The 17,818-nt window shown below is 75.9% G+C and carries 19 protein-coding genes; 7 read left to right on the top strand and 12 right to left on the bottom strand.

Annotated elements, in window-relative coordinates; genetic code table 11:
- Window positions 1-119 precede the first annotated feature (119 nt).
- The 4 genes from ACFVXH_RS06385 (at window position 120) to ACFVXH_RS06370 (ending at window position 3,260) form a co-directional block, all read left to right on the top strand.
- Window positions 120-479, top strand: coding sequence for a hypothetical protein (locus ACFVXH_RS06385; protein WP_387820714.1), 360 nt, complete (start codon window positions 120-122; stop codon window positions 477-479).
- 224 nt (window positions 480-703) lie between these two features.
- Complete coding sequence (locus tag ACFVXH_RS06380; protein WP_387820711.1) at window positions 704-1,237, top strand: pyridoxamine 5'-phosphate oxidase family protein; 534 nt, start codon at window positions 704-706, stop codon at window positions 1,235-1,237.
- A gap of 119 nt (window positions 1,238-1,356) precedes the next feature.
- Window positions 1,357-2,313: a helix-turn-helix transcriptional regulator gene (locus tag ACFVXH_RS06375; RefSeq protein ID WP_387820708.1), complete on the top strand. Its 957-nt coding sequence runs from the start codon at window positions 1,357-1,359 to the stop codon at window positions 2,311-2,313.
- A 107-nt stretch (window positions 2,314-2,420) separates the two neighbouring features.
- Window positions 2,421-3,260 (top strand): alpha/beta fold hydrolase, encoded by an 840-nt coding sequence (locus ACFVXH_RS06370; protein WP_387820705.1) that lies wholly within the window; start codon window positions 2,421-2,423, stop codon window positions 3,258-3,260.
- Between the two features lie 40 nt (window positions 3,261-3,300).
- On the opposite strand, the gene ACFVXH_RS06365 is transcribed toward ACFVXH_RS06370, so the two are convergent.
- Window positions 3,301-4,047, bottom strand: coding sequence for a MarR family transcriptional regulator (locus ACFVXH_RS06365; RefSeq protein ID WP_387820702.1), 747 nt, complete (start codon window positions 4,045-4,047; stop codon window positions 3,301-3,303).
- Window positions 4,048-4,300: 253 nt separating this feature from the next.
- Here ACFVXH_RS06365 and ACFVXH_RS06360 point away from each other — a divergent pair, with 253 nt between their 5' ends.
- The 3 genes from ACFVXH_RS06360 (at window position 4,301) to ACFVXH_RS06350 (ending at window position 7,944) form a co-directional block, all read left to right on the top strand.
- Complete coding sequence (locus tag ACFVXH_RS06360; protein ID WP_387820699.1) at window positions 4,301-5,503, top strand: serine hydrolase domain-containing protein; 1,203 nt, start codon at window positions 4,301-4,303, stop codon at window positions 5,501-5,503.
- A 133-nt stretch (window positions 5,504-5,636) separates the two neighbouring features.
- Window positions 5,637-6,587 carry a LysR family transcriptional regulator gene (locus ACFVXH_RS06355; protein WP_387820696.1) on the top strand — a complete coding sequence of 317 codons (951 nt, stop codon included), beginning with the start codon at window positions 5,637-5,639 and terminating at the stop codon, window positions 6,585-6,587.
- 67 nt (window positions 6,588-6,654) lie between these two features.
- Entirely contained in the window at window positions 6,655-7,944 is a 1,290-nt protein-coding gene (locus ACFVXH_RS06350) for an MFS transporter (protein WP_387820693.1), read from the top strand.
- A gap of 246 nt (window positions 7,945-8,190) precedes the next feature.
- On the opposite strand, the gene ACFVXH_RS06345 is transcribed toward ACFVXH_RS06350, so the two are convergent.
- The 11 genes from ACFVXH_RS06345 to ACFVXH_RS06295 form a co-directional block, all read right to left on the bottom strand.
- Entirely contained in the window at window positions 8,191-8,868 is a 678-nt protein-coding gene (locus ACFVXH_RS06345; protein ID WP_387820690.1) for an NAD(P)H-binding protein, read from the bottom strand.
- A gap of 96 nt (window positions 8,869-8,964) precedes the next feature.
- A complete protein-coding gene (locus tag ACFVXH_RS06340; protein ID WP_387820687.1) occupies window positions 8,965-9,759 on the bottom strand; it encodes an MBL fold metallo-hydrolase in 795 nt (264 codons plus the stop codon).
- Window positions 9,760-9,976: 217 nt separating this feature from the next.
- Window positions 9,977-10,897, bottom strand: coding sequence for an alpha/beta hydrolase (locus ACFVXH_RS06335; RefSeq protein WP_387820684.1), 921 nt, complete (start codon window positions 10,895-10,897; stop codon window positions 9,977-9,979).
- On the bottom strand, window positions 10,894-11,595 hold the full coding sequence (locus ACFVXH_RS06330; protein WP_387820681.1) for an indole-3-glycerol-phosphate synthase: 702 nt from the start codon (window positions 11,593-11,595) through the stop codon (window positions 10,894-10,896). The genes ACFVXH_RS06335 and ACFVXH_RS06330 overlap by 4 nt, the downstream gene beginning before the upstream one ends.
- Window positions 11,592-12,308 carry an N-(5'-phosphoribosyl)anthranilate isomerase gene (locus ACFVXH_RS06325; RefSeq protein WP_387820678.1) on the bottom strand — a complete coding sequence of 239 codons (717 nt, stop codon included), beginning with the start codon at window positions 12,306-12,308 and terminating at the stop codon, window positions 11,592-11,594. The genes ACFVXH_RS06330 and ACFVXH_RS06325 overlap by 4 nt, the downstream gene beginning before the upstream one ends.
- Window positions 12,305-13,450: an acyl-CoA dehydrogenase family protein gene (locus ACFVXH_RS06320; RefSeq protein WP_049656704.1), complete on the bottom strand. Its 1,146-nt coding sequence runs from the start codon at window positions 13,448-13,450 to the stop codon at window positions 12,305-12,307. Before ACFVXH_RS06320 ends, ACFVXH_RS06325 begins: the two co-directional genes overlap by 4 nt.
- Window positions 13,451-13,619: 169 nt before the next feature.
- On the bottom strand, window positions 13,620-13,994 hold the full coding sequence (locus ACFVXH_RS06315; protein WP_049656703.1) for an ectoine synthase: 375 nt from the start codon (window positions 13,992-13,994) through the stop codon (window positions 13,620-13,622).
- Window positions 13,988-14,917: a tryptophan synthase subunit alpha gene (trpA, locus tag ACFVXH_RS06310; RefSeq protein WP_387820674.1), complete on the bottom strand. Its 930-nt coding sequence runs from the start codon at window positions 14,915-14,917 to the stop codon at window positions 13,988-13,990. Before trpA ends, ACFVXH_RS06315 begins: the two co-directional genes overlap by 7 nt.
- Window positions 14,910-15,938, bottom strand: a complete 1,029-nt coding sequence (locus tag ACFVXH_RS06305; RefSeq protein WP_049656702.1) for a hypothetical protein — start codon at window positions 15,936-15,938, stop codon at window positions 14,910-14,912. Before ACFVXH_RS06305 ends, trpA begins: the two co-directional genes overlap by 8 nt.
- 5 nt (window positions 15,939-15,943) lie before the next feature.
- Window positions 15,944-16,225: an acyl carrier protein gene (locus tag ACFVXH_RS06300; protein WP_049656700.1), complete on the bottom strand. Its 282-nt coding sequence runs from the start codon at window positions 16,223-16,225 to the stop codon at window positions 15,944-15,946.
- 69 nt (window positions 16,226-16,294) lie between these two features.
- Entirely contained in the window at window positions 16,295-17,815 is a 1,521-nt protein-coding gene (locus ACFVXH_RS06295) for an AMP-binding protein (protein ID WP_082346031.1), read from the bottom strand.
- Between the last annotated feature and the right edge of the window lie 3 nt (window positions 17,816-17,818).

Here is a 17,818-nt window from a genome sequence, read left to right as displayed (position 1 = left end):
GGAAAGTCGGCCCCGCCGACTTCCCACTCCCCCACGGCGGTCGCGGCGGCCCCCGGCAGGCCGGGCCTGCGCGTACGGGCTTCGGGGCGGTTGTCGGTGCCGGGTGGCAGGCTGCGCCCATGAGTTACGACCTTGCGGTCTGGGAGGGCGAGCGCCCCGCGGACGACGCCGCGGCGGGCCGGTGCTTCGACGACCTGTACGAGCGGTACCTCGGCACGGACGAGGAGAACCTTCCGCCGACCGAGCGGATCGCGGCCTTCGTGGCCGCGCTGCTGGAGCGGTGGCCCGACCTCGCCGAGGACGAGGACGACACCTCGCCGTGGTCGACCGGCCCGCTGATCGGGGAGGCGAGCGGCCCGCTGATCTACTTCCCGATCCGCTGGAGCATGGTGGAGGAGGCCAGCGTCCACATCGCGAAGGTGGCGTCCGCGATGGGCCTCACCTGCTTCGACCCGCAGTCGCAGTGCCTCTGGCCCTGACCGCCGCACGGCGGACAGCCGACGGCTGTCACCGCGGAGCCCCGGGGAGTGGGACGTCGGCCCCGCCGACTTCCCGCTCCCCCACCGTCGGCCGGGCGCGTGGAAACCGCAGGACACCGCGGGAAATCACGACAGAAGGTGTCGGGTTTCGCGGGGACAGTAGGGGGCGCCGGTCGGTGCCGTGGTGGCACGGGCCGAGACGAACGGACGGACAAGGACCCCCCATGCGCGAAACACCCGACGAGCTCCACCGGCTCCAGGCCCTCCTCGACGCCTCGCTCGCCCGCTCCACCGCGCACCTGCGGTCGATCATCAACAGCGAGCGCTCGCTCACCGCCGACCAGCTCACCGGTGTGCTCACCGGTATGTGCACGCTCGCGCTGTCCACGGTGACGGCGAAGGGCGAGCCGCGGATCAGCGGCGTGGACGGGCACTTCCTGCACGGCAGGTGGCACTTCGGCACCGCGCGCGGCGCCGCCAAGGCCCGGCACCTCGCCGCCCGGCCCGCCGTCAGCGCCGCGCACCTGCGCGGGGAGGACCTGGGCGTGTTCACCCACGGCACCGCGGAGGTCCTCAACCCGCACGGCGGCGAGCCGGCCGCCGACTGGCCGGAACTGCTCGCCTACTTCCGGGACTTCTACGGCCACGACGCCTTCGACTGGGACAACGACGTCGTCTACTACCGGCTGCACCCGCAGTGGATGACCGCGTTCGCCCCCGACCCCGCCAAGCTCGACGCAGCCGCCGACGAGGCCTGACCCCGCCCGCACCGGGCCCGCCCGCACCCGGCCACGCACCCGGAGACAATGGAACCGGGCCACCGCGCACACGGGCGGGGCCCACCGGGCGACACCAGGCAGGCGACGGAAGGGGCGACGTGCGGGCGAGCCGGGCCATCGCGCTGCTGCTGCTCCTGCAGAGCCGGCGGACGATGACCGCCGCGGACCTCTCGGCCGAGCTGGAGGTCTCCGAGCGCACCGTGCAGCGCGACGTCGCCGCGCTGGTGGAGGCCGGGGTGCCGGTGTACGCGGAGCGCGGCCGCGGCGGCGGCTACCGGCTCGTCGACGGCTACCGCACCCGCCTCACCGGCCTCGAACGCGCCGAGGCCGAGGTCCTGCACCTGGCCGGGCTGCCGGGTCCGCTGCGCGACATGGGCCTGGCCGGGCAGGCCCTCGCCGCCCGGCTGAAGGTCGCCGCCGCCCTGGGCGACGCCCCCGCGGCCGCCGCCCGGCGCTTCCACCTCGACGCGCCGGCCTGGTTCCGCGACGCCCCGACCCCCGCGCTGCTCGCCGAGGTGTCGCGCGCCGTGTGGGAGGACCGCGTCCTGCACGCCCGCTACGCGGCGCGCTCCGGCACCCGCGAGCGGCGGCTGGAGCCGTACGGCCTGGTCCTGAAGGCCGGGCAGTGGTACCTCGCGGCGCGCGGCCCCTCCGGCCGGGTCGGCTCGTACCGCGTCGACCGCTTCGAGACCGCCGAGGCCGGCGACGAACGGTTCGAGCGCGACCCGGAGTTCGACCTCTCCGGCTACTGGGCCGCGGCGGCGCGGGAGTTCACCCGCGCCATGCTGCGCGAGCGGGCGGTGGTGCGGCTGAGCCCGTTCGCCGTCGAGAACCTCGCCGCCCTGCTGGAGCCGACCGCCGCAGCCGACGCGCTGGCCACCGCGGGCCCACCGGACGCCGACGGCTGGGTCACCGCGACCCTGCCGGTCGAGACCTGGGACATCGGCTACCTCGAACTGCTGCGCCTGGGCCCGGAGGCCGAGGTCCTCCACCCGCCCGAACTGCGCTCCCGCCTGGCCGAGGCGACCCGCCGCGCCGCCGCCCTCTACACCTGACCGCCCCGCCCCCGGGGCGGCCCCCGCAGCGGGCCCGCCGCCGCCCGCGCCGCCCGGGATAGGTTTCCCCCTGCCGCACACGGCACTTCGAGAGAGGGGCGTACGGGATGACGGACGAACCCGCGGACCGGCCCGCCGAGTCGTTCGTCCGGCTCGGCGGGCGCCGGTTCGCCTACCTGGACTTCGGCGGCCCCGGGCCGGTCGTGCTCGCCCTGCACGGGCACTTCGGGCGGGGCCGGATCTTCGCGCCGCTGGCCGCCGCGCTCGCCGGCCGCTACCGGGTCCTCGCCCTCGACCAGCGCGGGCACGGACTGTCCGACCACGGGGGCGCGTTCACCCCGGACGCCTACACGGCCGACGCGGCGGCGTTCCTGGAAACCCTCGACCTGGCACCGGCCGCCGTGCTGGGGCACTCGATGGGCGGCGCGGTCGCCTTCCACCTCGCCCACCGGCGCCCCGACCTCGTGACGGCGCTCGTGGTCGCCGACATGACGACGCTCAACCGGGAGCCCGAGACCCGCCCCGTCCTGGACGTGTCCGGCTGGCCCCGCCGGGCCCCGACCCGTCGCGCCCTGGCCCGGGCACTGGAGGAACGCGGCGTCCCGTCCGGCTACTTCATGGACAGCGCCGCCGAGTTCCCCGACGGCTGGGGATTCCTCTTCGACACCGCCGACATGACGGCCTCCCAGGCCGCCCTCACCGGCGACTTCACGGCCGTCTGGAACGCCTCCCGCCAGCCCGCCCTGCTCCTGCGGGCCGCCGGCAGCTTCCTCCTCACCCCCGCCACCGCCCGCCGGATGGCCCGCGAACGCCCGGACACCCGCCTGGTGGAGATCCCGGACAGCGGGCACTGGCTCCCCACGGACGCCCCCGACGCCTTCGCCCGCCAGGTCCGCGCCTTCCTCGACCGCACCCACCCCGCGGGCCCCGCGCCGACGCCCGGGTGAGCCGGACCACCCGGCGCCCCGGCCGGGGCCGGGAGGCCGCTCACCCGGGGGAGGCCGCGCCCGCCCCGGCGTCCTCCCGGCCGCGCCGGCTCTCCTCGTGCCACTGCCGGATGCCGCGGACGATGTCCTGGCCGATCCGGTCCAGCAACGCGGCCGCGCCGTCCATCCGGGCCCCGGCCGCGGTGGCCGGGCCGAGCAGTTCGGCGCCGTGGCGGGCGATCCCGGCGAGCACCGCGTTGCGCTCGGCACTGGCCAGCAGCGCGCGGTGCCAGACGTCGTCGTCGATGACGTACCGCTCGCGGCGGTTGCGCCCGTCGCGCTCCCGGCGGACCAGCGCCTGGACCTCCAGGTAGCCGACCGCCTTCGAGACGGACGCCGGACTGACCCGCAGACGCCGCACCAGCTCACCCGCCGTCAGCGCGCCGTCCTCGGTGAGCTGGAGGCAGACCAGCACCCGCGCCGTCATCCGGGGCATGCCGCCGAGCGCCAGGAACTCGGCCAGCCGGTCGCCGAACCGGCGGACCTCCTCCGGGTCGCGCCCGGGCACCGCCGGCTCCGGCACCGCCTCCCGGCCGGCCGCCGCCCGCCCGCGCCGGGAACGCTGGACGGTGGCCCGCTGCGCCCGGTCGGCGCGGTAGCCGGACGGGCCGCCGTTGCGGGCGATCTCCCGGGTGACGGTCGAGGTCGGCCGCCCGAGCTGCCGGGCGATCTCGCCGTACCCCCACCCCTCGGCCAGCCCGGTGGCGATCCGGTGGCGCTCCTGCTGGGTCAGTCTGGCTCCGGGCATCCGTCCCCGCCCCTCCTCGGTCGGACTCGTTCGGACTCGGTCGGACTCGGTCGGCCCAGTATCGGCCGACCCCGGCGGCTGTTGCAATGGAACGCGGACGACTGTTGCATTCGTCGGCACGACCATTGCAAGGATGTCCCCGCCCCCACCTGCACGGACCGTCCGTGGCAATGGAGTTGACGTTGACCCGACCGTGAAGCAGCTCCTAGTTTCTTCCCAGGCCACGAACACCACGCCGAGGGGGAACACCAGCATGGGAATCACCAGGCGCGCCACCGCGCTGACCGCCACCGCCCTGACCGCCGCCCTGATCGCGGGCGGCACCGCCACCGCCGCACCGGCGCCCGCGACCCCGGACGCCCGCAACGCGCACCCCGGCGTCCAGCGGGTCCTGGAGCGCGCCGTGACCGAGGGCGGCGTACCCGGCATCGTCGCCGAGGTCCGCGACGGGCACCGCACCTGGTTCGGCACCGCGGGCGTCGCCGACCTGACCACCGGGCGCCCCCGCCGCGCCCAGGACCGCTTCCGCATCGGCAGCACCACCAAGACCTTCGTCGCCACCGTCGTCCTCCAGCTCGCCGCCGAGGGCCGGCTGGACCTGGACGACAGCGTGGAGCGGTGGCTGCCCGGCCTCGTCGACGGGCCCGGCTACGAGCCGGAGCGGATCACCGTGAGGCAGCTGCTCGGCATGACGAGCGGGGTCTACAACTACGCGATGGACGCGAAGGTCCGCGCCGAGAACGAGGGCACCGGCTTCCTGCGGCACCGCTTCGACGACTACACGCCCGAGCAGCTCGTCCGCGTCGGCACCGCCAACCGCCCGGACTTCGCCCCCGGCGCCGGCTGGACGTACTCCGACACCGGCTACGTCCTCGCCGGGCTGATCGTCGAACGGGTCACCGGGACCAGCCTGGCCGAGCAGGTCGAGCGGCGCGTCGTCACCCCGCTGGGCCTGAGCGGCACCTACACCCCCGGGCCCGACGACACCGCCCTGCGCGGCCCGCACGCACGCGCCTACTCCCGCCTGGGCGACCCCTCCCCCACCGCCCCCGTCCACGACGTGACCGAGCTCAGCCCCTCCTGGGGCTACGCCGCCGGCGACATGGTCTCCACCGCCCGCGACCTCGACACCTTCTTCGCCGCGCTGCTGGGCGGACGGCTGCTGCCGCCCGCCCAGCAGCGGGAGCTGTTCACGATGGTCCCCACGCCGCCCGACAAGTGGATCCCGAACGCCGCGTACGGCCTCGGCGTCGGCTCCGTCACCCTGGACTGCGGACCGACCCTGTGGGGCATGGGCGGCGCCATCAACGGCTCCTGGACCTACACCTTCGGCACCCGCGACGGCGGCCACCTGCTCACCGCCAACATCAACGGCGACTGGACCAACGGCAGTTGGCCGATCGCGGTGTTCACCTCCGCACTGGAGGCCGAGTTCTGCCCCCGGCCCCAGCCCTGACCCGGCCCGGGCCCCGGCCGCCGCGGCGCCGGGGAGGGCCGGACGGGACAACCCCGCGGACGGGCCGCCGGGGACGGGTCGTCGGTGCACGTCCCGGCCGGTACGGCCCGGGGGCGGGCGTAGCATCGGGCGGGTGTGGGAGCGACTGGAGATCGAGGGTTTCGTGGTCCTGGCCGAGGAGTTGCACTTCGGGCGGACGGCCGAGCGGCTGGGGGTCTCCAGGGCGCGGGTGAGCCAGACGATCCAGCGGCTGGAGCGGCGGGTGGGCGCGCCGCTGTTCGAGCGGACCAGTCGGCGGGTGCGGCTGACGGAGCTGGGGCGGCGGCTGCTGGAGGACGTCGGGCCGGCGTACCGGTGCATCGGGGACGGGCTGGAGCGGGCGCGGGCCGCGGCCCGGGGCGTCGAGGGGGTGCTCACGGTCGGCTACCTCGGCGGGGCGGCCGGGGAGTTCGTGATGGAGGTGATCGGCGCCTTCGCCCGCCGGCACCCGGGCATCGACGTGCGCATCCACGAGACGCAGGTGGCGTCCATGTTCGAGCCGCTGCGCGGCGGCGGGGCGCAGGTGCTGGTCACCCAGTTCCCGGTGGAGGAGGAGGACCTCGTGCGGGGCCCGGTGGTGCTGCGGGTGCCGCGGATGCTGGCGGTGCCGGCCAACCACGTGCTGGCCAGGCGGGATTCGGTCGGGGTGGAGGACCTGGCGCGGGACCGGGTGTTCGCCTGTACGGGGCACGTCCCCGGGTATTGGCAGGAGCGGCTGGCGCCGTCCGTGACGCCCGGGGGGCGGGTGGTGGAGCGCGGGCGGTCGGCGGCGACGCTGGCGGAGACCCTGGCGATGGTCGGGGCGGGACAGGGCATCTCGCCGGTGGGGGCGGACGTGGCGGTGCACTCGGCGCCGCCGGGGGTGGTGTTCGTGCCGTTCGTGGACGCCGAACCGCTCGAGTACGGGCTGGTGTGGCGGGCGGGCGGGGACAGTGCGCGGGTGCGGGCGTTCACGGCGGTCGCGGTGGAGCGGGCCCGCGGGTGGAGCCGGCAGTGGGCGGAACCCCCGGCGGCGGCGGTGGGGGCGGCGGGCCGGGACCGGTAAGCCGGGCTTACCGGTCGTTGCGCGTTCGGGGGCTGATCCGCGGGGCGGCGGCGGCCAGGCTGGTGCCATGACCAGCGATCTCTCGGCGCGCCGCGCCCCCTCCCCCGCGTCCGCCCCTGCCCGCGCGAGCGGCCTGCCGCCCGGGACCGGGCTTCCGTCCGCGCCTGGACCTCCGTCCGGGACCGGGCTTCCGTCCGAATCCGTCCGCCCGGCCGGTGCCGCCCTGTTCGCACTCGCCCTCGGCGCGTTCGCGGTGGGCTCCGCCGAGGTGGTGGTCGCCGGGCTGCTGCCGCGGATCGCCGAGGACACGGGGGTGTCCCTGCCGACGGCGGGGGTGCTGGTGTCCGGGTACGCGGTGGGCATGGTCGTGGGGGCTCCCCTGCTGACCGCGCTCGGGGTCCGCGTCGCCCGCCGGCGGATGCTGCTGTACCTGGTCGGCCTGTTCATCGCGGCCGGCCTGGTCACCGCGCTCGCGCCGGGCTTCGGCGCGCTGCTGGCGGGGCGGGTGCTGTCCGCGCTGGCCGGCGGGGCGTACGTGGGGATCGCCTCCGCGGTGGCGACCTCGCTGGTGCCCGCGCGGCGCAGGGCCGGCGCGATCGCCGCCGTGTTCACGGGGCTCGGCCTCGCCAACGTGCTCGGGGTGCCCGGCGGTACCGCGCTCGGGCAGGCGCTGGGCTGGCGGGCCACGTTCTGGGCGGTGACCGCGCTGGGCGTCGTGCTGCTGGTCGCGCTGGCCGTCCTGCTGCCGCACGGGCCGGCGGCCCCGCGGGCCGGACTGCGGGCCGAGCTGCGGGTGTTCCGGCGTGCGGGGGTGTGGCTCGCCCTGGCCGCGACGGCCTTCGGCTGGGCGCCCTTCCTGACCGTCCTCACCTACGTCTCGCCGCTGCTGACCGAGGTCACGGGCTTCGGGTCCGGCGCGGTGCCGGTGGTGCTGATGCTGGTCGGCGTGGGCATGGTGGTCGGCACCCCGCTGGCGGGCCGGCTGGCGGACCGGGCACCGGCGGCCGCGCTGTACGCGGCGCTGGCCGGGGTGACGGCCGTTCCGCTGCTGCTGCTCGCCGCCGTGCACAGCCGGGCCGCCGTGGCCGCCGTCTTCCTGCTGTTCGGCCTGGCCGGCGGGGCGGTCATCCCGCCGCTGCAGGCCCGGGTGCTGGCCCGGGCGAGCGGCGCGGACAACCTCGCCTCGGCCGCGAACATCTCCGCCTTCAACATCGGCAACGCGGGCGGCCCCCTGCTGGCGGGCGCGGCCCTGTCCGCCGGGGCCGGGTACACCGCGCCGCTGGGGATCGCCGCCGCGCTCGGCGCGGTGGGGCTGGCGCTGGCCTGGGCGGCGCAGCGCAGCGGCCGGCGCGGGTAGCGCCCGGGCCGGCGGGCGGACCGGGCCGTCCGCAGCCCGGCGGTGGCGGTACCGGCCAGCACGGCGCGGCGCAGCGGCCGGCGCGGGTAGCGCCCGGGCCGGCGGGCGGACCGGCCCCGGCCCCGGGGTGTGATGCGACTGGTGGGCCCGGCCGGTCGCGTCACGCCGCCGCGTGTGCCCGGCACCGGCGCTGTCGATAGCGGGCCGGGTGGCTCGGTGGCCGACGGGCTCGGCGGCCGGGGGGGTTCAGCGGTCGGCGACGAGGCGCAGGGCGGTGCGTGCGACGGCCTCGTGGACGGGGACGGTGCCGGAGACGAGTTCCAGGACGCGTGGGGCCGTGGCGGGTGTGGTGAGCAGGTCCGCGAGGACGGCCGCGACGTCCGCCCGGTCGATCTCGCCGGGGCCGGTGTGTCCGGCGAGGTGGACCAGGCCGGTGCCGGGCCCGTCGCGGAACCAGGCGGGGCGCAGCACGGTGCAGTCGAGGGCGGGGCGGGAGAGCAGGTCCCGGTCGGCTCTGCCCTTGGCCTGGAGGAAGGTCTCGACGAGGGGGTCGGGCGGGTAGTGCATGGCCGGGTCGGCGCCCATGGCGGAGAGCATGACGAAGCGTCGTACTCCGGCGAGGTGGGCGGCGTCGGCGAGGGTGAGGGCGGCGTCGTGGTCGACGGGGTCGGCCTGTCCGGGGGCGTCGCCGCGGCCGGCGCCGGCGGCGAAGAGCACGGCCTGGGCGCCGGTGAGCAGGTGGGCGAGGTGGTCGGGGGTGGCGCGGGCCAGGTCGGCGACGGCGGGCAGGGCGCCGGCGGCCCGTACGGTGGCGGCCTGTTGGGGGCGGCGGATGATCCCGGTGACGGGTAGGCCCCGGGTGGTGAGGAGGCGGGTCGTCAGGAGTGCGACCCTGCCGTGGCCGCCTGCGATCACTACCGACATGCGGGCACCTTACGGGGCCGGTGCCCGCCCGGCCGCGACCGGCGCGCGTCTCGGTGCGGGGCGGGCGGGGCGCGGCGGGGCGGGGCGGGTGGTGTGTCAGACGGCGACGAAGCGGCGGTGGCCGTCGGCGGTGAGGATGCGGCCGAAGCGCATGCCGGGGAAGTGGGCGGCGACGAGGAGGTCGTCGGTGTCGGCGGCTTCGTCGGCGATGCGGTTGCGGACGGCGGAGGCGGCGGCGGGGTCGAGGTCCCAGATCACCTGCCAGTCGCGTTCGCTGAACTGGACGACGGAGTGGGCGATGTCGCCGAGCAGCAGTGCGCGGCGTGCGCCGGAGGACAGGACGTAGGCGGTGGTGCCGGGGGTGTGGCCGGGCAGGTGGAGGGCGTCGATGCCGGGGGCGATGGTGAAGTCGGTGTCGAAGAGTTCGAGTCGGTCTTCGACGGGGGTGAGTTTGGCGACGGCTTCGGGGCTGGCGTCCGGTCCGGTGACGAAGTGCTGCCAGTCGGCGCGGTGGGCGCGGTAGACGGCGTTCGGGAAGACGGGGCGGTCCTGGACGGCGGCCCAGCCGACGTGGTCGAAGTGCAGGTGGGTGAAGAGCACGTCGGTGACGTCGGCGGGGGTGACGCCGTGGGCGGCGAGGGAGTCGAGCAGGGCGCCGCCGTGGTAGCGGCCGTGGTCGTGGGGGCCGACTCCGGCGTCGACGAGGACGGTGCGTGCGCCGCTGCGGACCAGGAAGCCGCCGAGGGGCAGGTGGAGGGTGCCGTCGGGGTCGCGGTGGTGCTGGTGGCAGGCCCAGGGGTCGTCGGTGCCGGGGCGGGTGAGGATCTCGGCGGCGGTCTCGGTGCCTTCTCCGTCCATGACCGCCAGGACCTCGATGTCGCCGATCCTCATGTGCTGCCCCTCTCGTGACGGTGCGTCGTGGGCCCGGGTGGAACGGGGGTCCGTTCGTGGGCCATCGGTGGCAACCGTGCCGGGGGGCCGGGGATTCCCGCCGGGGGCCGTCGCGGTTCGCCGCCGGTGGGGAGCGCGGTGGGGGCCGGGCCCCGCCGCCCCTTGCCCGAGGGGGCGGCGGGGCCCTTCCACCCGCGCCAGATGGTCTGTGGGGCCGTCAGACGGCCGCGAGGAGGGGCCCGGGGGCCGCGGCGGCGGGTGCGGCCGCGCCGGGGGCGGGGGCGGGGCGGGTGAGGCAGTCGTCGGTGAAGGCGAGGGCGCGCAGGTGGTAGGGGCGGGCGGCGTGGCCCAGGGAGAGGTTGTGGCCGGCGCGGCGGGCGGTGGCCAGGTGGGCGAGGCCGTCGGGGAAGGCGGCGGTCAGGGCGGCGCGGTGGGCCGCTTCCAGGCGCCACCAGTGCTCGTGGTCGGCGAGGGTGAGGCGTACGGGGACGCGTACGCGGGCGGCGAGGGCGCTGTAGCGGGCGGGCCAGGTGGCCAGTTCGCGGGATTCGAGGGCGGGGACGGGGGTGAGCAGGGTGCGGGCGGCGTGGAAGGTGCCGGGCGGGTAGAGGTGGAGGGGGCCCCAGTTGAGGCGGCCGCCGCCGGCGAGGTCGTCGGGGCGGTCCCAGGCGCCGGGGGCGTAGTGCTGGGCGAGGCCGGAGATGTCGCAGCCGAGCAGGGGCAGGCGGGGGTCGTCGGGCCAGTGGGCGGCGAGTTGGAGGGCGATCTTGCCGCCGAAGGAGTGGGCGAGGAGTTGGACGCCGGCGCCGGTGGGGTGGGCGCGGGCGTAGTCGGTGAGGGCGGCGTGGAGGGTGGCGGCCTGGTCGGCGATGAGCTGGCCGTGGGGCAGGCGGTGGGCGGAGGCGCCGTGGCCGGGGCGGTCGACGGCCAGGACGGTGTAGCCGAGGTCGGCGGCGAGGGTGAGCAGGCTGGTGTCGGGGTGGGCGGGGCCGGCGAAGTAGGCGGCGCGCATGCCGCGGCCGTGGATGGCGAGGACGACGGCCTTGGGGGCCTGGTGTTCGGGTTCGGCGACCAGGGCGGAGAGGGGGATGCCGGCGGCGTCCAGGACCAGGGAGCGGGTGCGCAGGTCGTTCTTCACGCGGCGACCCCCGCTCTGGCGGCGTCGAGGTCGGCGAGCCAGCCGGTGAGGTCGCCGGTGCGCATCAGGGAGGTGCCGATGAGCAGGGCGGCGTAGCCGGCGTCGAGGAGGCGGGCGGCGTCGTGGGGGTCGGTGATGGCGGAGGCGGAGACGGGGGCGCGGCAGCCGGCGGCGCGCAGGGCGGGCAGCAGGCGCAGGCTGCGGCCGAGGTCGCCGCGGTCGCGTTCGCGGGTGCGGATGTCCTTGTTGTTGACGGCGACGACGCATTCGGCGATGCGGGGCAGGGTGTCGAGTTCGCGTTCCTCGGTGATCTCGACGAAGGGGGTCAGGCCGAGGTCGAGGGCGCTGGTGACGAGGCGGGTGAGGGAGGTGGCGGGCAGCAGGGCGGCGGTGAGCAGGACGGCGGAGGCGCCGAGGGCGCGGGCGGCTTCGAGTTGGGCGGGGCGGGTGAGGAAGTCCTTCTGGAGGACGGGGAGTTCGGTGGCGGCGGTGACGTCGCGCAGCAGGCGGGGGGTGCCGCCGAACCAGCGGCCGGTGACGACGGACAGGCAGGGGGCGCCGGCCTGTTCGTAGCGGGTGACGAGGTCGGTGACGGTGCGGGGGCCCAGGAGGTCGGCGCCGTGGGGGTCGCGGAGTTTGACCTCCATGACCAGGGGGCGGGGGGCGGTGAGCAGGGCGTCGATGAAGCTCGGGCTCATGCGGGGGTCTCCTGGAGGCGCGGGTGCCAGGCGCGGGTGAGGGCGGTGACGGCTTCGTGGGTGAAGCGGCCGGCGCGGTCGCGGGCGGCGGTGTCGATGTCGGCGCCGGCGTACAGGGGGTGGTCGGTGACGGTGCGGTAGGTGTCGCGGTTGGTGGTGTTGAGGCCGCCGGCGAGGAGGAAGGGGATGGTGAGGCGGGGCAGCAGGGCGTGGACGTGGGCGGGGTCCAGTGCCTGGCCGGTGGAGCCGACGCGGCCGTCGTCGGTGACGGTGTCCAGGAGGAACAGGTCGCAGCCGGCGCGTTCGAAGGCGCCGGTGAAGGCGCGTTCCAGGCAGCGGCCGCGGGAGAGGTGGAGGACTTTGACGAGGACGGCGTACGGGAGCTGTTCGCGCAGGTCGGCGACGAGGGCGGGGCTCTGGTAGGCGTGGAGCTGGATCCAGCGGATGCCGGTGGCGCGGGCGAGGGCGGCGATCTTTCGGGCGTCGTCGAGGAAGGTGACGAGGACGGGTTCCAGGCCCAGGCGGATGGCGGTGGCGGCGAGGTCGGCGAGGCGGTCGGCTTCGAGGTCGGCGGGGCCGCCGGGTACGCCGTGCCACAGGCCCACCAGGGTGGGGCCGGTGTCGGCGAGGAGGGCGAGGTCGGCGCGGGTGCGGGCGCCGCAGACCTTGAGGTGGCCGGCGCTGCGGGGGGCCAGGAGGGCGGGGGCGGTCATTTGCCCAGTCCGAGCATGGCGGCGATGCGGTTGTACTGGATCTCGTTGCTGCCGGAGTAGATGGTGCCGGCGACGGCGTTGCGCACGTCCTTCTCCAGTCCGTACTCGGACATGTAGCCGTTGCCGCCGAAGACCTGGACGGCGGCCAGCGAGGTGGCGAGGTTGGATTCGCTGGTGAGGAGTTTGGCGATGGCCATGTCGACGGTGACGTTGTCGCCGGCCTCCAGGCGCTGGGCGGTGTCGTACAGCCACTTGCGGGCGGTTTCGAGGCGGATCTTGGTGTCGACGATCTTGTTGGCGACCGACTGGTAGGAGCCGATGGGCTTGCCGAAGGACATGCGGGTCTTGGCGTAGTCCAGGCAGCGGGTGAGGCGGTGCTGCATCTCGCCGGTGTTGACGATGAAGGTGTAGAGGATCTCGCGTTTCATGACGTGGTCGAGGACGAGGAAGCCGCCGCCGACGCGGCCCAGGACGCGGTCGGCGGGGACGCGGACGTCGTCGAAGTAGAGCTCGGAGAGCGGGGAAGTGCGCAGGCCCATCTTCTTGATGGGGTTGCCGGTGGTCAGGCCGGGGGTGTCGGCGTCGACGAGGAAGGCGGTGACGCCGAGGGCGCCGCCCTGGGGGTGGGTGCGGGCGTAGACGACGACGACGTCGGCGACGGGGCCGTTGGAGACGAAGGTCTTGGCGCCGTTGAGGACGAAGTGGTCGCCGTCGCGCACGGCGCGGGTGCGCATCTGCATGGCGTCGGAGCCGGACTCGGACTCGGTGATGGCGTGGGCGCCGATGGCCTCGCCGGAGGCGATGCGGGGCAGGTAGGCGTCTTTGAGGGCGGGTGAGCCGAAGGCCTGCAGGGGGACGCCGGTGGAGGCCATGGAGGTGGTGACGGAGAAGTTGAGGCCGCCGTCGCGGCAGGTGTGGCCGAGGCCTTCGAGGACGTACATGGTGGTGAGCAGGGACTGGCCCAGGCCGCCGTAGCGTTCCTCGAAGGGCAGGGAGAGGATGCCGGTCTTCTGGATCATGCGCCACTTGTCGTGGGAGAAGGCGGCCTGTTCGTCGCCTTCGATGTGGCCGGCGCTGAGGTCGTCGCCGAAGCGGGCCAGGCCCTCGCGCAGGGCCGTCTGGTCGGCGTTCCAGCGGATCATGGGATGTGCCGCCTTCCTCCCGGGCCGCCGGTGCGGGGCGCGGGGTGGCAGGCCGGCGCCCGGTGGCGCCGGCTCACGTCGGTTCCTGGGGCCCGTCCCGGGGGCCCGGGCCCCCCGGGGGTGCGGGGGCGGCGGGCCCCGGTGGGGGCGCGGGGTGCCTCTGGTACCTCTAGTAGGCGGAGGAGGAGTGGGCGTCGAGCTGGTGGACCTCGTCGCCGCGCAGGGCCGGGGAGAAGACGCAGACCAGGCGCAGGTCCTCCTCGGGGCTCGCGACGAGGTAGTGGGCGTCGTGCTCGTCGAGGGCGTAGAGGCGTCCGGGGGTGATGGGGTGGGAGGTGCCGTCCATGTCGATGACCTCGCCGGAGCCGGCGATGCAGTAGCAGGCCTCGAGGTGGTTGCGGTACTCCAGGCGGGACTTGGTGCCGGCGTTGACGACGGTGTCGGTGAGGCTGTAGCCGAGGCCGTCGCTCTCCACCAGGAAGCGGCGGGACAGGCCGTTGCCCCACTCGACGGTCTTCACGTCGGCCAGGTCGCGGATCAGCATGCGGGTTGTTCCTCTCGGGTCGTGGTGCCGGCGGAGGTGGTGCGGGTGCCGGTGGTGCCGGGGGTGGTGCGCGTGGTGGTGCGTGTGGTGGTGCCGGGGGTGGTGCGGGGTCCGCCGGGCCGCTCCGGGAGGGCGGGGCGGGGGCGGAGGTCGGTGAGGTAGGCGCGCAGCTCCGTCACGGGGTCGAGGCGTTCGGTCAGCGCGTGTTCGACGCGGGCGACGGCGGCGGAGCCGATGATCGCGGCGTCGGCTCCGGCGGCGGCGACGGCGGCCAGGTCGGCGGCGGCCTTGACGCCGAAGCCGACGGCGACGGGGGTCGCGGGGGCGGCGGTGCGCAGCGCGGTGACGGTGTCGGTGAGGGCGCGGTGGCCGTGTGCGGGGGTGGTGCCGGAGCGGCCGTAGTGGGCGACGAGGTAGACGTAGGCGTCGGTGGCGCCGTGGGCGGCGGCGGTGAGGACCTCGGGGGTGGAGGCGGGGTAGCAGGTGGTGACCTGGGGCAGGCCGGTGTGGTGCAGGGCGTGTTGCCAGGCGGGGCGCAGGCGCGGGGGCAGGGCGTGGACGAGCAGGGCGCGGGCTCCGGCGTCGCGGATGGCGGTGGCGGTGGCGGTGGGGTCGCGGTGGCGCAGGCTGTGGCTCCAGTCGGCGAGCAGGGCGACCTTGAGGTGGGTCAGGCGGGGGGTGAGGTCGGCGAGTTCGGCGAGGACGGTGTCCAGGGTGGTGCCGGCCTGGAGGGCTCGGGTGGCGGAGCGGCGGATGACGGGGCCGTCGGTGGGTGAGTCGGGGAAGGGGACGGCGAGTTCGAGGACGTCGACGCGCTGGTCGTCGAGCATGAGCGCGAGGTCGGTGAGGTGGCCGGCGGGGTCGCCGGCGTTGAGGAAGAGCGCCAGGCCCAGGTCGTCGCGGGGGAAGAGGGGTTCAGACACCGGCGGTCTCCCTGGGGCGGGTGGCCAGGCGCGTGGCCAGGGCGTGGGGGGCGCCGTCGGCGAGGGCGTCCAGGGCGGTGGTGTAGGCGGTGTGCCAGCGGGTGTGGCGGCCGGAGGCGAGGGCGAGGGCGGCGGCGTTGAGGGCGATGGTGTGGGTGGCGGTGGTTCCGGCGCGGCCGGCGAGGGCGCGTAGGAAGTGGCCGGTGAGGTCGTGGGGGTGGGGGGCGAGGTCGGCGAGGGTGCCTTCGGCGGGGGCGACGGCGCCGGCGGGCAGGTGGATGTCGCCGTCGGGGGTGTGGAGGGTGTTGTCGGCGAAGGGCAGGAGTTCGTCGGCTCCGGCGCTGTTGTGGGCGAGCCACACGGTGCGGGTGGTGGTGTTGGCGGCCAGGGGGCGCAGGGCGGCGAGGGCGGTGGGGGTGGCGGTGCCGGTGAGCTGGGCGGTGACGGGGACGGTGGCGAGCAGGGGGCCGAGGGTGTTGAGGAACGCGCCGAAGGGTTTGAGGGTGAGCGGGTAGAGGGTGCGGGCGAGGCGGGTGAGGGCGGGCGGGTAGACGTGGGGGCCGGCGAAGGCGATGTTGTGGCGGGCGAGGTGGTCGGCGGTGGCGGTGTGGCTGGAGGTGAGGGTGATGCCGAGGCGTTCGAGGAGGTCGACGGAGCCGGCGGCGCTGGTGTAGGCGCGGGAGCCGGTCTTGACGACGGGGATGCCGATGGCGGCGGCGGTGAGGGCGGCGGCGGTGGAGAGGTTGAAGGTGGCGGGTCCGCCGCCGGTGCCGACGATGTTGACGCTGCCGGGGTGGGCGGGGCCGGGGTCGGGGGTGCGTTCGGTGAGCGAGGTGTGCAGGGCGGTGAGGGTGTCGGGGTCGGGCAGGCGGGTGGTGAGGGCGGCCAGCAGGGCCGCTGCCTGGGCCCGGTCGCTGTCGGCCGGGCCCAGGGTGCGGTGTTCGAGCTGGTCCCACCACGAGCGCCAGGCCGCCAGGTCGACGGGGCGGGCGGCGAGGAGCGCGGTGAGGGCCTGGTGCATGGCTGTCAGCCGCCCACGGTGACGCCGGCGGCGGTGGCGGCGGTGGTGCGGCGTTCGGTGATGAAGGCGTCGATGGCGGCGACGGAGCGGAAGTTGTTGGGGTCGAGGTCGGTGTCGTCGACGGGGAGGGTGAAGTGGTCCTCGACCCAGGCGATGAGTTTGAGGACGCCGAGGCTGTCGATGACGCCGTCGGAGAGCAGGTCGTGGTCGTCGGCGAGCTGGTCGGGGGTGATGTCGGGCAGGAACTCGTCGATGAGGAACCGCTTGATCTGGGCGATGTTGCTCATGTCGGCAACTCCCTTGCGTCGGTGGCCTGGTGGCCGCTGATTGGATGGCTGGTCGGGTGGTGCGGGGTGTTACGGGGCGGGCAGGACGGCCTTGCGGTCGACCTTGCCGGTGGCGGTCTTGGGCAGGGGGGCGTCGTGGATGGCGAGCTTCTCGGGGACGGCGGCGCGTGGCAGGTTGCGGGCCAGGTGCTCGCGCAGGACGAGGCTGTTGAGGGTGGAGCCGGGGGTGCGCTGGACGGCGGCGTGCAGGCGTTTGCCGGTGAGCGGGTCGCTGGCGGCGGCGACGGCGGCTTCGCGCACGTCGGGGTGGGCGAGCAGGACGCGTTCGATCTCGGCGGTGTTGACGGCGACGCCGCGGACCTTGACCTGGAAGTCGGCGCGGCCGGTGAGGTGGACGCGTCCGGCCTCGTCGCGGGTGACGAGGTCGCCGGTGCGGAACCAGCGGCGGCCTTCGCCGGCGCCTTCGGGCTGGGTGGTGAAGCGTCCGGTGTCGCGGGAGCGGTCGAGGTAGCCGGCGGCCTGGAAGGGGGTGGAGACGTAGAGTTCGCCGCTGCCGGGGCCGTCCAGGGGGGTGCCGTCGGCGGTGGCGACCAGGGTGCGCACGCCGGGCAGCGGGGTGCCGATGGGCACGGGCAGGGCGGCGGCGGCGTCCAGGCGGTCCAGGCGGTGCAGGAAGCTGTCGTTGGTCTCGGTGCAGCCGTAGATGTTGTACAGCTCGGCGCCGGGCAGCAGGGCGGGCAGGGCGGCGAGGGTGCGGGCGTCGATGGCGTCGCCGGTGAACGCGGCGTGCTCGACGCTGTCCAGGACGTGGGCGCCGGCGGCGGCCTGGACGAGCAGGGCGTAGGCGAGGGGGACGGCCTGCAGGACGTGGGGGCGGTGGCGGATGAGCTGGGCGAGCAGGTGGCGGGCGTTGAGGGCGTGGGCGGGGTCGATGAGCAGGCAGGTGCCGCCGGCGGCGAGGGTGGCCCACACGTCGAGCAGGGCGAGGTCGAAGTTGAGGGGCGCGTAGTTGGCGACGGTGCGGCCGGGGCCGAGGTCGAAGGTGTCGTGGGCCCAGGCGGTGAAGCGGTCGACGGCGCCCTGCGCGAGGGGGACGATCTTGGGCAGGTCGGTGGAGCCGGAGGTGGTGAGCATGAAGGAGGTGCCGGCCGCGAGGGTGGGCACCGGGGCGGGGTGGGGCAGGGCGGGCAGCCGGGGGGCGTCCTGGCCCAGGGGGGCGAGCAGGCGCCGCGCGCCGGCCTGGGCGAAGAGCGCGGCCAGCAGGGCGGGGGCGAGCTGCGGGGAGGGCAGCAGGAAGGGGCGGCGCTCCATCAGGCAGGCCAGCACCAGGGCGACCGCGGCGGGTGACTTGACGGCGTACAGGCCCACCGGTTCGCCCGGTGCCAGGTCGAGGGCGTTCAGGCGGGCGCGTTCGGCGTCGGCGGCCTCGGCGAGCTCCCGGTAGCTGACGCTCTGGTCGTGCCAGAGCAGGGCGGGGGCGTCGGGGCGGGTGCGGGCATGGGCGGTGAACGCGTCGGGCAGGGCGAGCGGCGGCAGCGCGGTGTCCTGGACGGGGCGGCCGAACGGGGCGCTGCTGGGGGTGGTGGTCATGGC

It is taken from the genome of Kitasatospora sp. NPDC058184 (assembly GCF_042883725.1).
GTDB lineage: Bacteria > Actinomycetota > Actinomycetes > Streptomycetales > Streptomycetaceae > Kitasatospora.
The sequence above is the reverse complement of the archived record's forward strand: the minus strand, read 5'-3'. Positions and strand labels throughout refer to the sequence as shown.

Bases quoted from the DNA above. Each gene is read 5' to 3' on its own strand.
- ACFVXH_RS06385 (WP_387820714.1), top strand. From the start codon at position 120: ATGAGTTACGACCTTGCGGTCTGGGAGGGCGAGCGCCCCGCGGACGAC.
- ACFVXH_RS06380 (WP_387820711.1), top strand. From the start codon at position 704: ATGCGCGAAACACCCGACGAGCTCCACCGGCTCCAGGCCCTCCTCGAC.
- ACFVXH_RS06370 (WP_387820705.1), top strand. From the start codon at position 2,421: ATGACGGACGAACCCGCGGACCGGCCCGCCGAGTCGTTCGTCCGGCTC.
- ACFVXH_RS06365 (WP_387820702.1), bottom strand. From the start codon at position 4,047: ATGCCCGGAGCCAGACTGACCCAGCAGGAGCGCCACCGGATCGCCACC.
- ACFVXH_RS06360 (WP_387820699.1), top strand. From the start codon at position 4,301: ATGGGAATCACCAGGCGCGCCACCGCGCTGACCGCCACCGCCCTGACC.
- ACFVXH_RS06350 (WP_387820693.1), top strand. From the start codon at position 6,655: ATGACCAGCGATCTCTCGGCGCGCCGCGCCCCCTCCCCCGCGTCCGCC.
- ACFVXH_RS06345 (WP_387820690.1), bottom strand. From the start codon at position 8,868: ATGTCGGTAGTGATCGCAGGCGGCCACGGCAGGGTCGCACTCCTGACG.
- ACFVXH_RS06340 (WP_387820687.1), bottom strand. From the start codon at position 9,759: ATGAGGATCGGCGACATCGAGGTCCTGGCGGTCATGGACGGAGAAGGC.
- ACFVXH_RS06330 (WP_387820681.1), bottom strand. From the start codon at position 11,595: ATGAGCCCGAGCTTCATCGACGCCCTGCTCACCGCCCCCCGCCCCCTG.
- ACFVXH_RS06325 (WP_387820678.1), bottom strand. From the start codon at position 12,308: ATGACCGCCCCCGCCCTCCTGGCCCCCCGCAGCGCCGGCCACCTCAAG.
- ACFVXH_RS06320 (WP_049656704.1), bottom strand. From the start codon at position 13,450: ATGATCCGCTGGAACGCCGACCAGACGGCCCTGCGCGAGGGCCTGGCC.
- ACFVXH_RS06315 (WP_049656703.1), bottom strand. From the start codon at position 13,994: ATGCTGATCCGCGACCTGGCCGACGTGAAGACCGTCGAGTGGGGCAAC.
- ACFVXH_RS06305 (WP_049656702.1), bottom strand. From the start codon at position 15,938: ATGCACCAGGCCCTCACCGCGCTCCTCGCCGCCCGCCCCGTCGACCTG.
- ACFVXH_RS06300 (WP_049656700.1), bottom strand. From the start codon at position 16,225: ATGAGCAACATCGCCCAGATCAAGCGGTTCCTCATCGACGAGTTCCTG.
- ACFVXH_RS06295 (WP_082346031.1), bottom strand. From the start codon at position 17,815: ATGACCACCACCCCCAGCAGCGCCCCGTTCGGCCGCCCCGTCCAGGAC.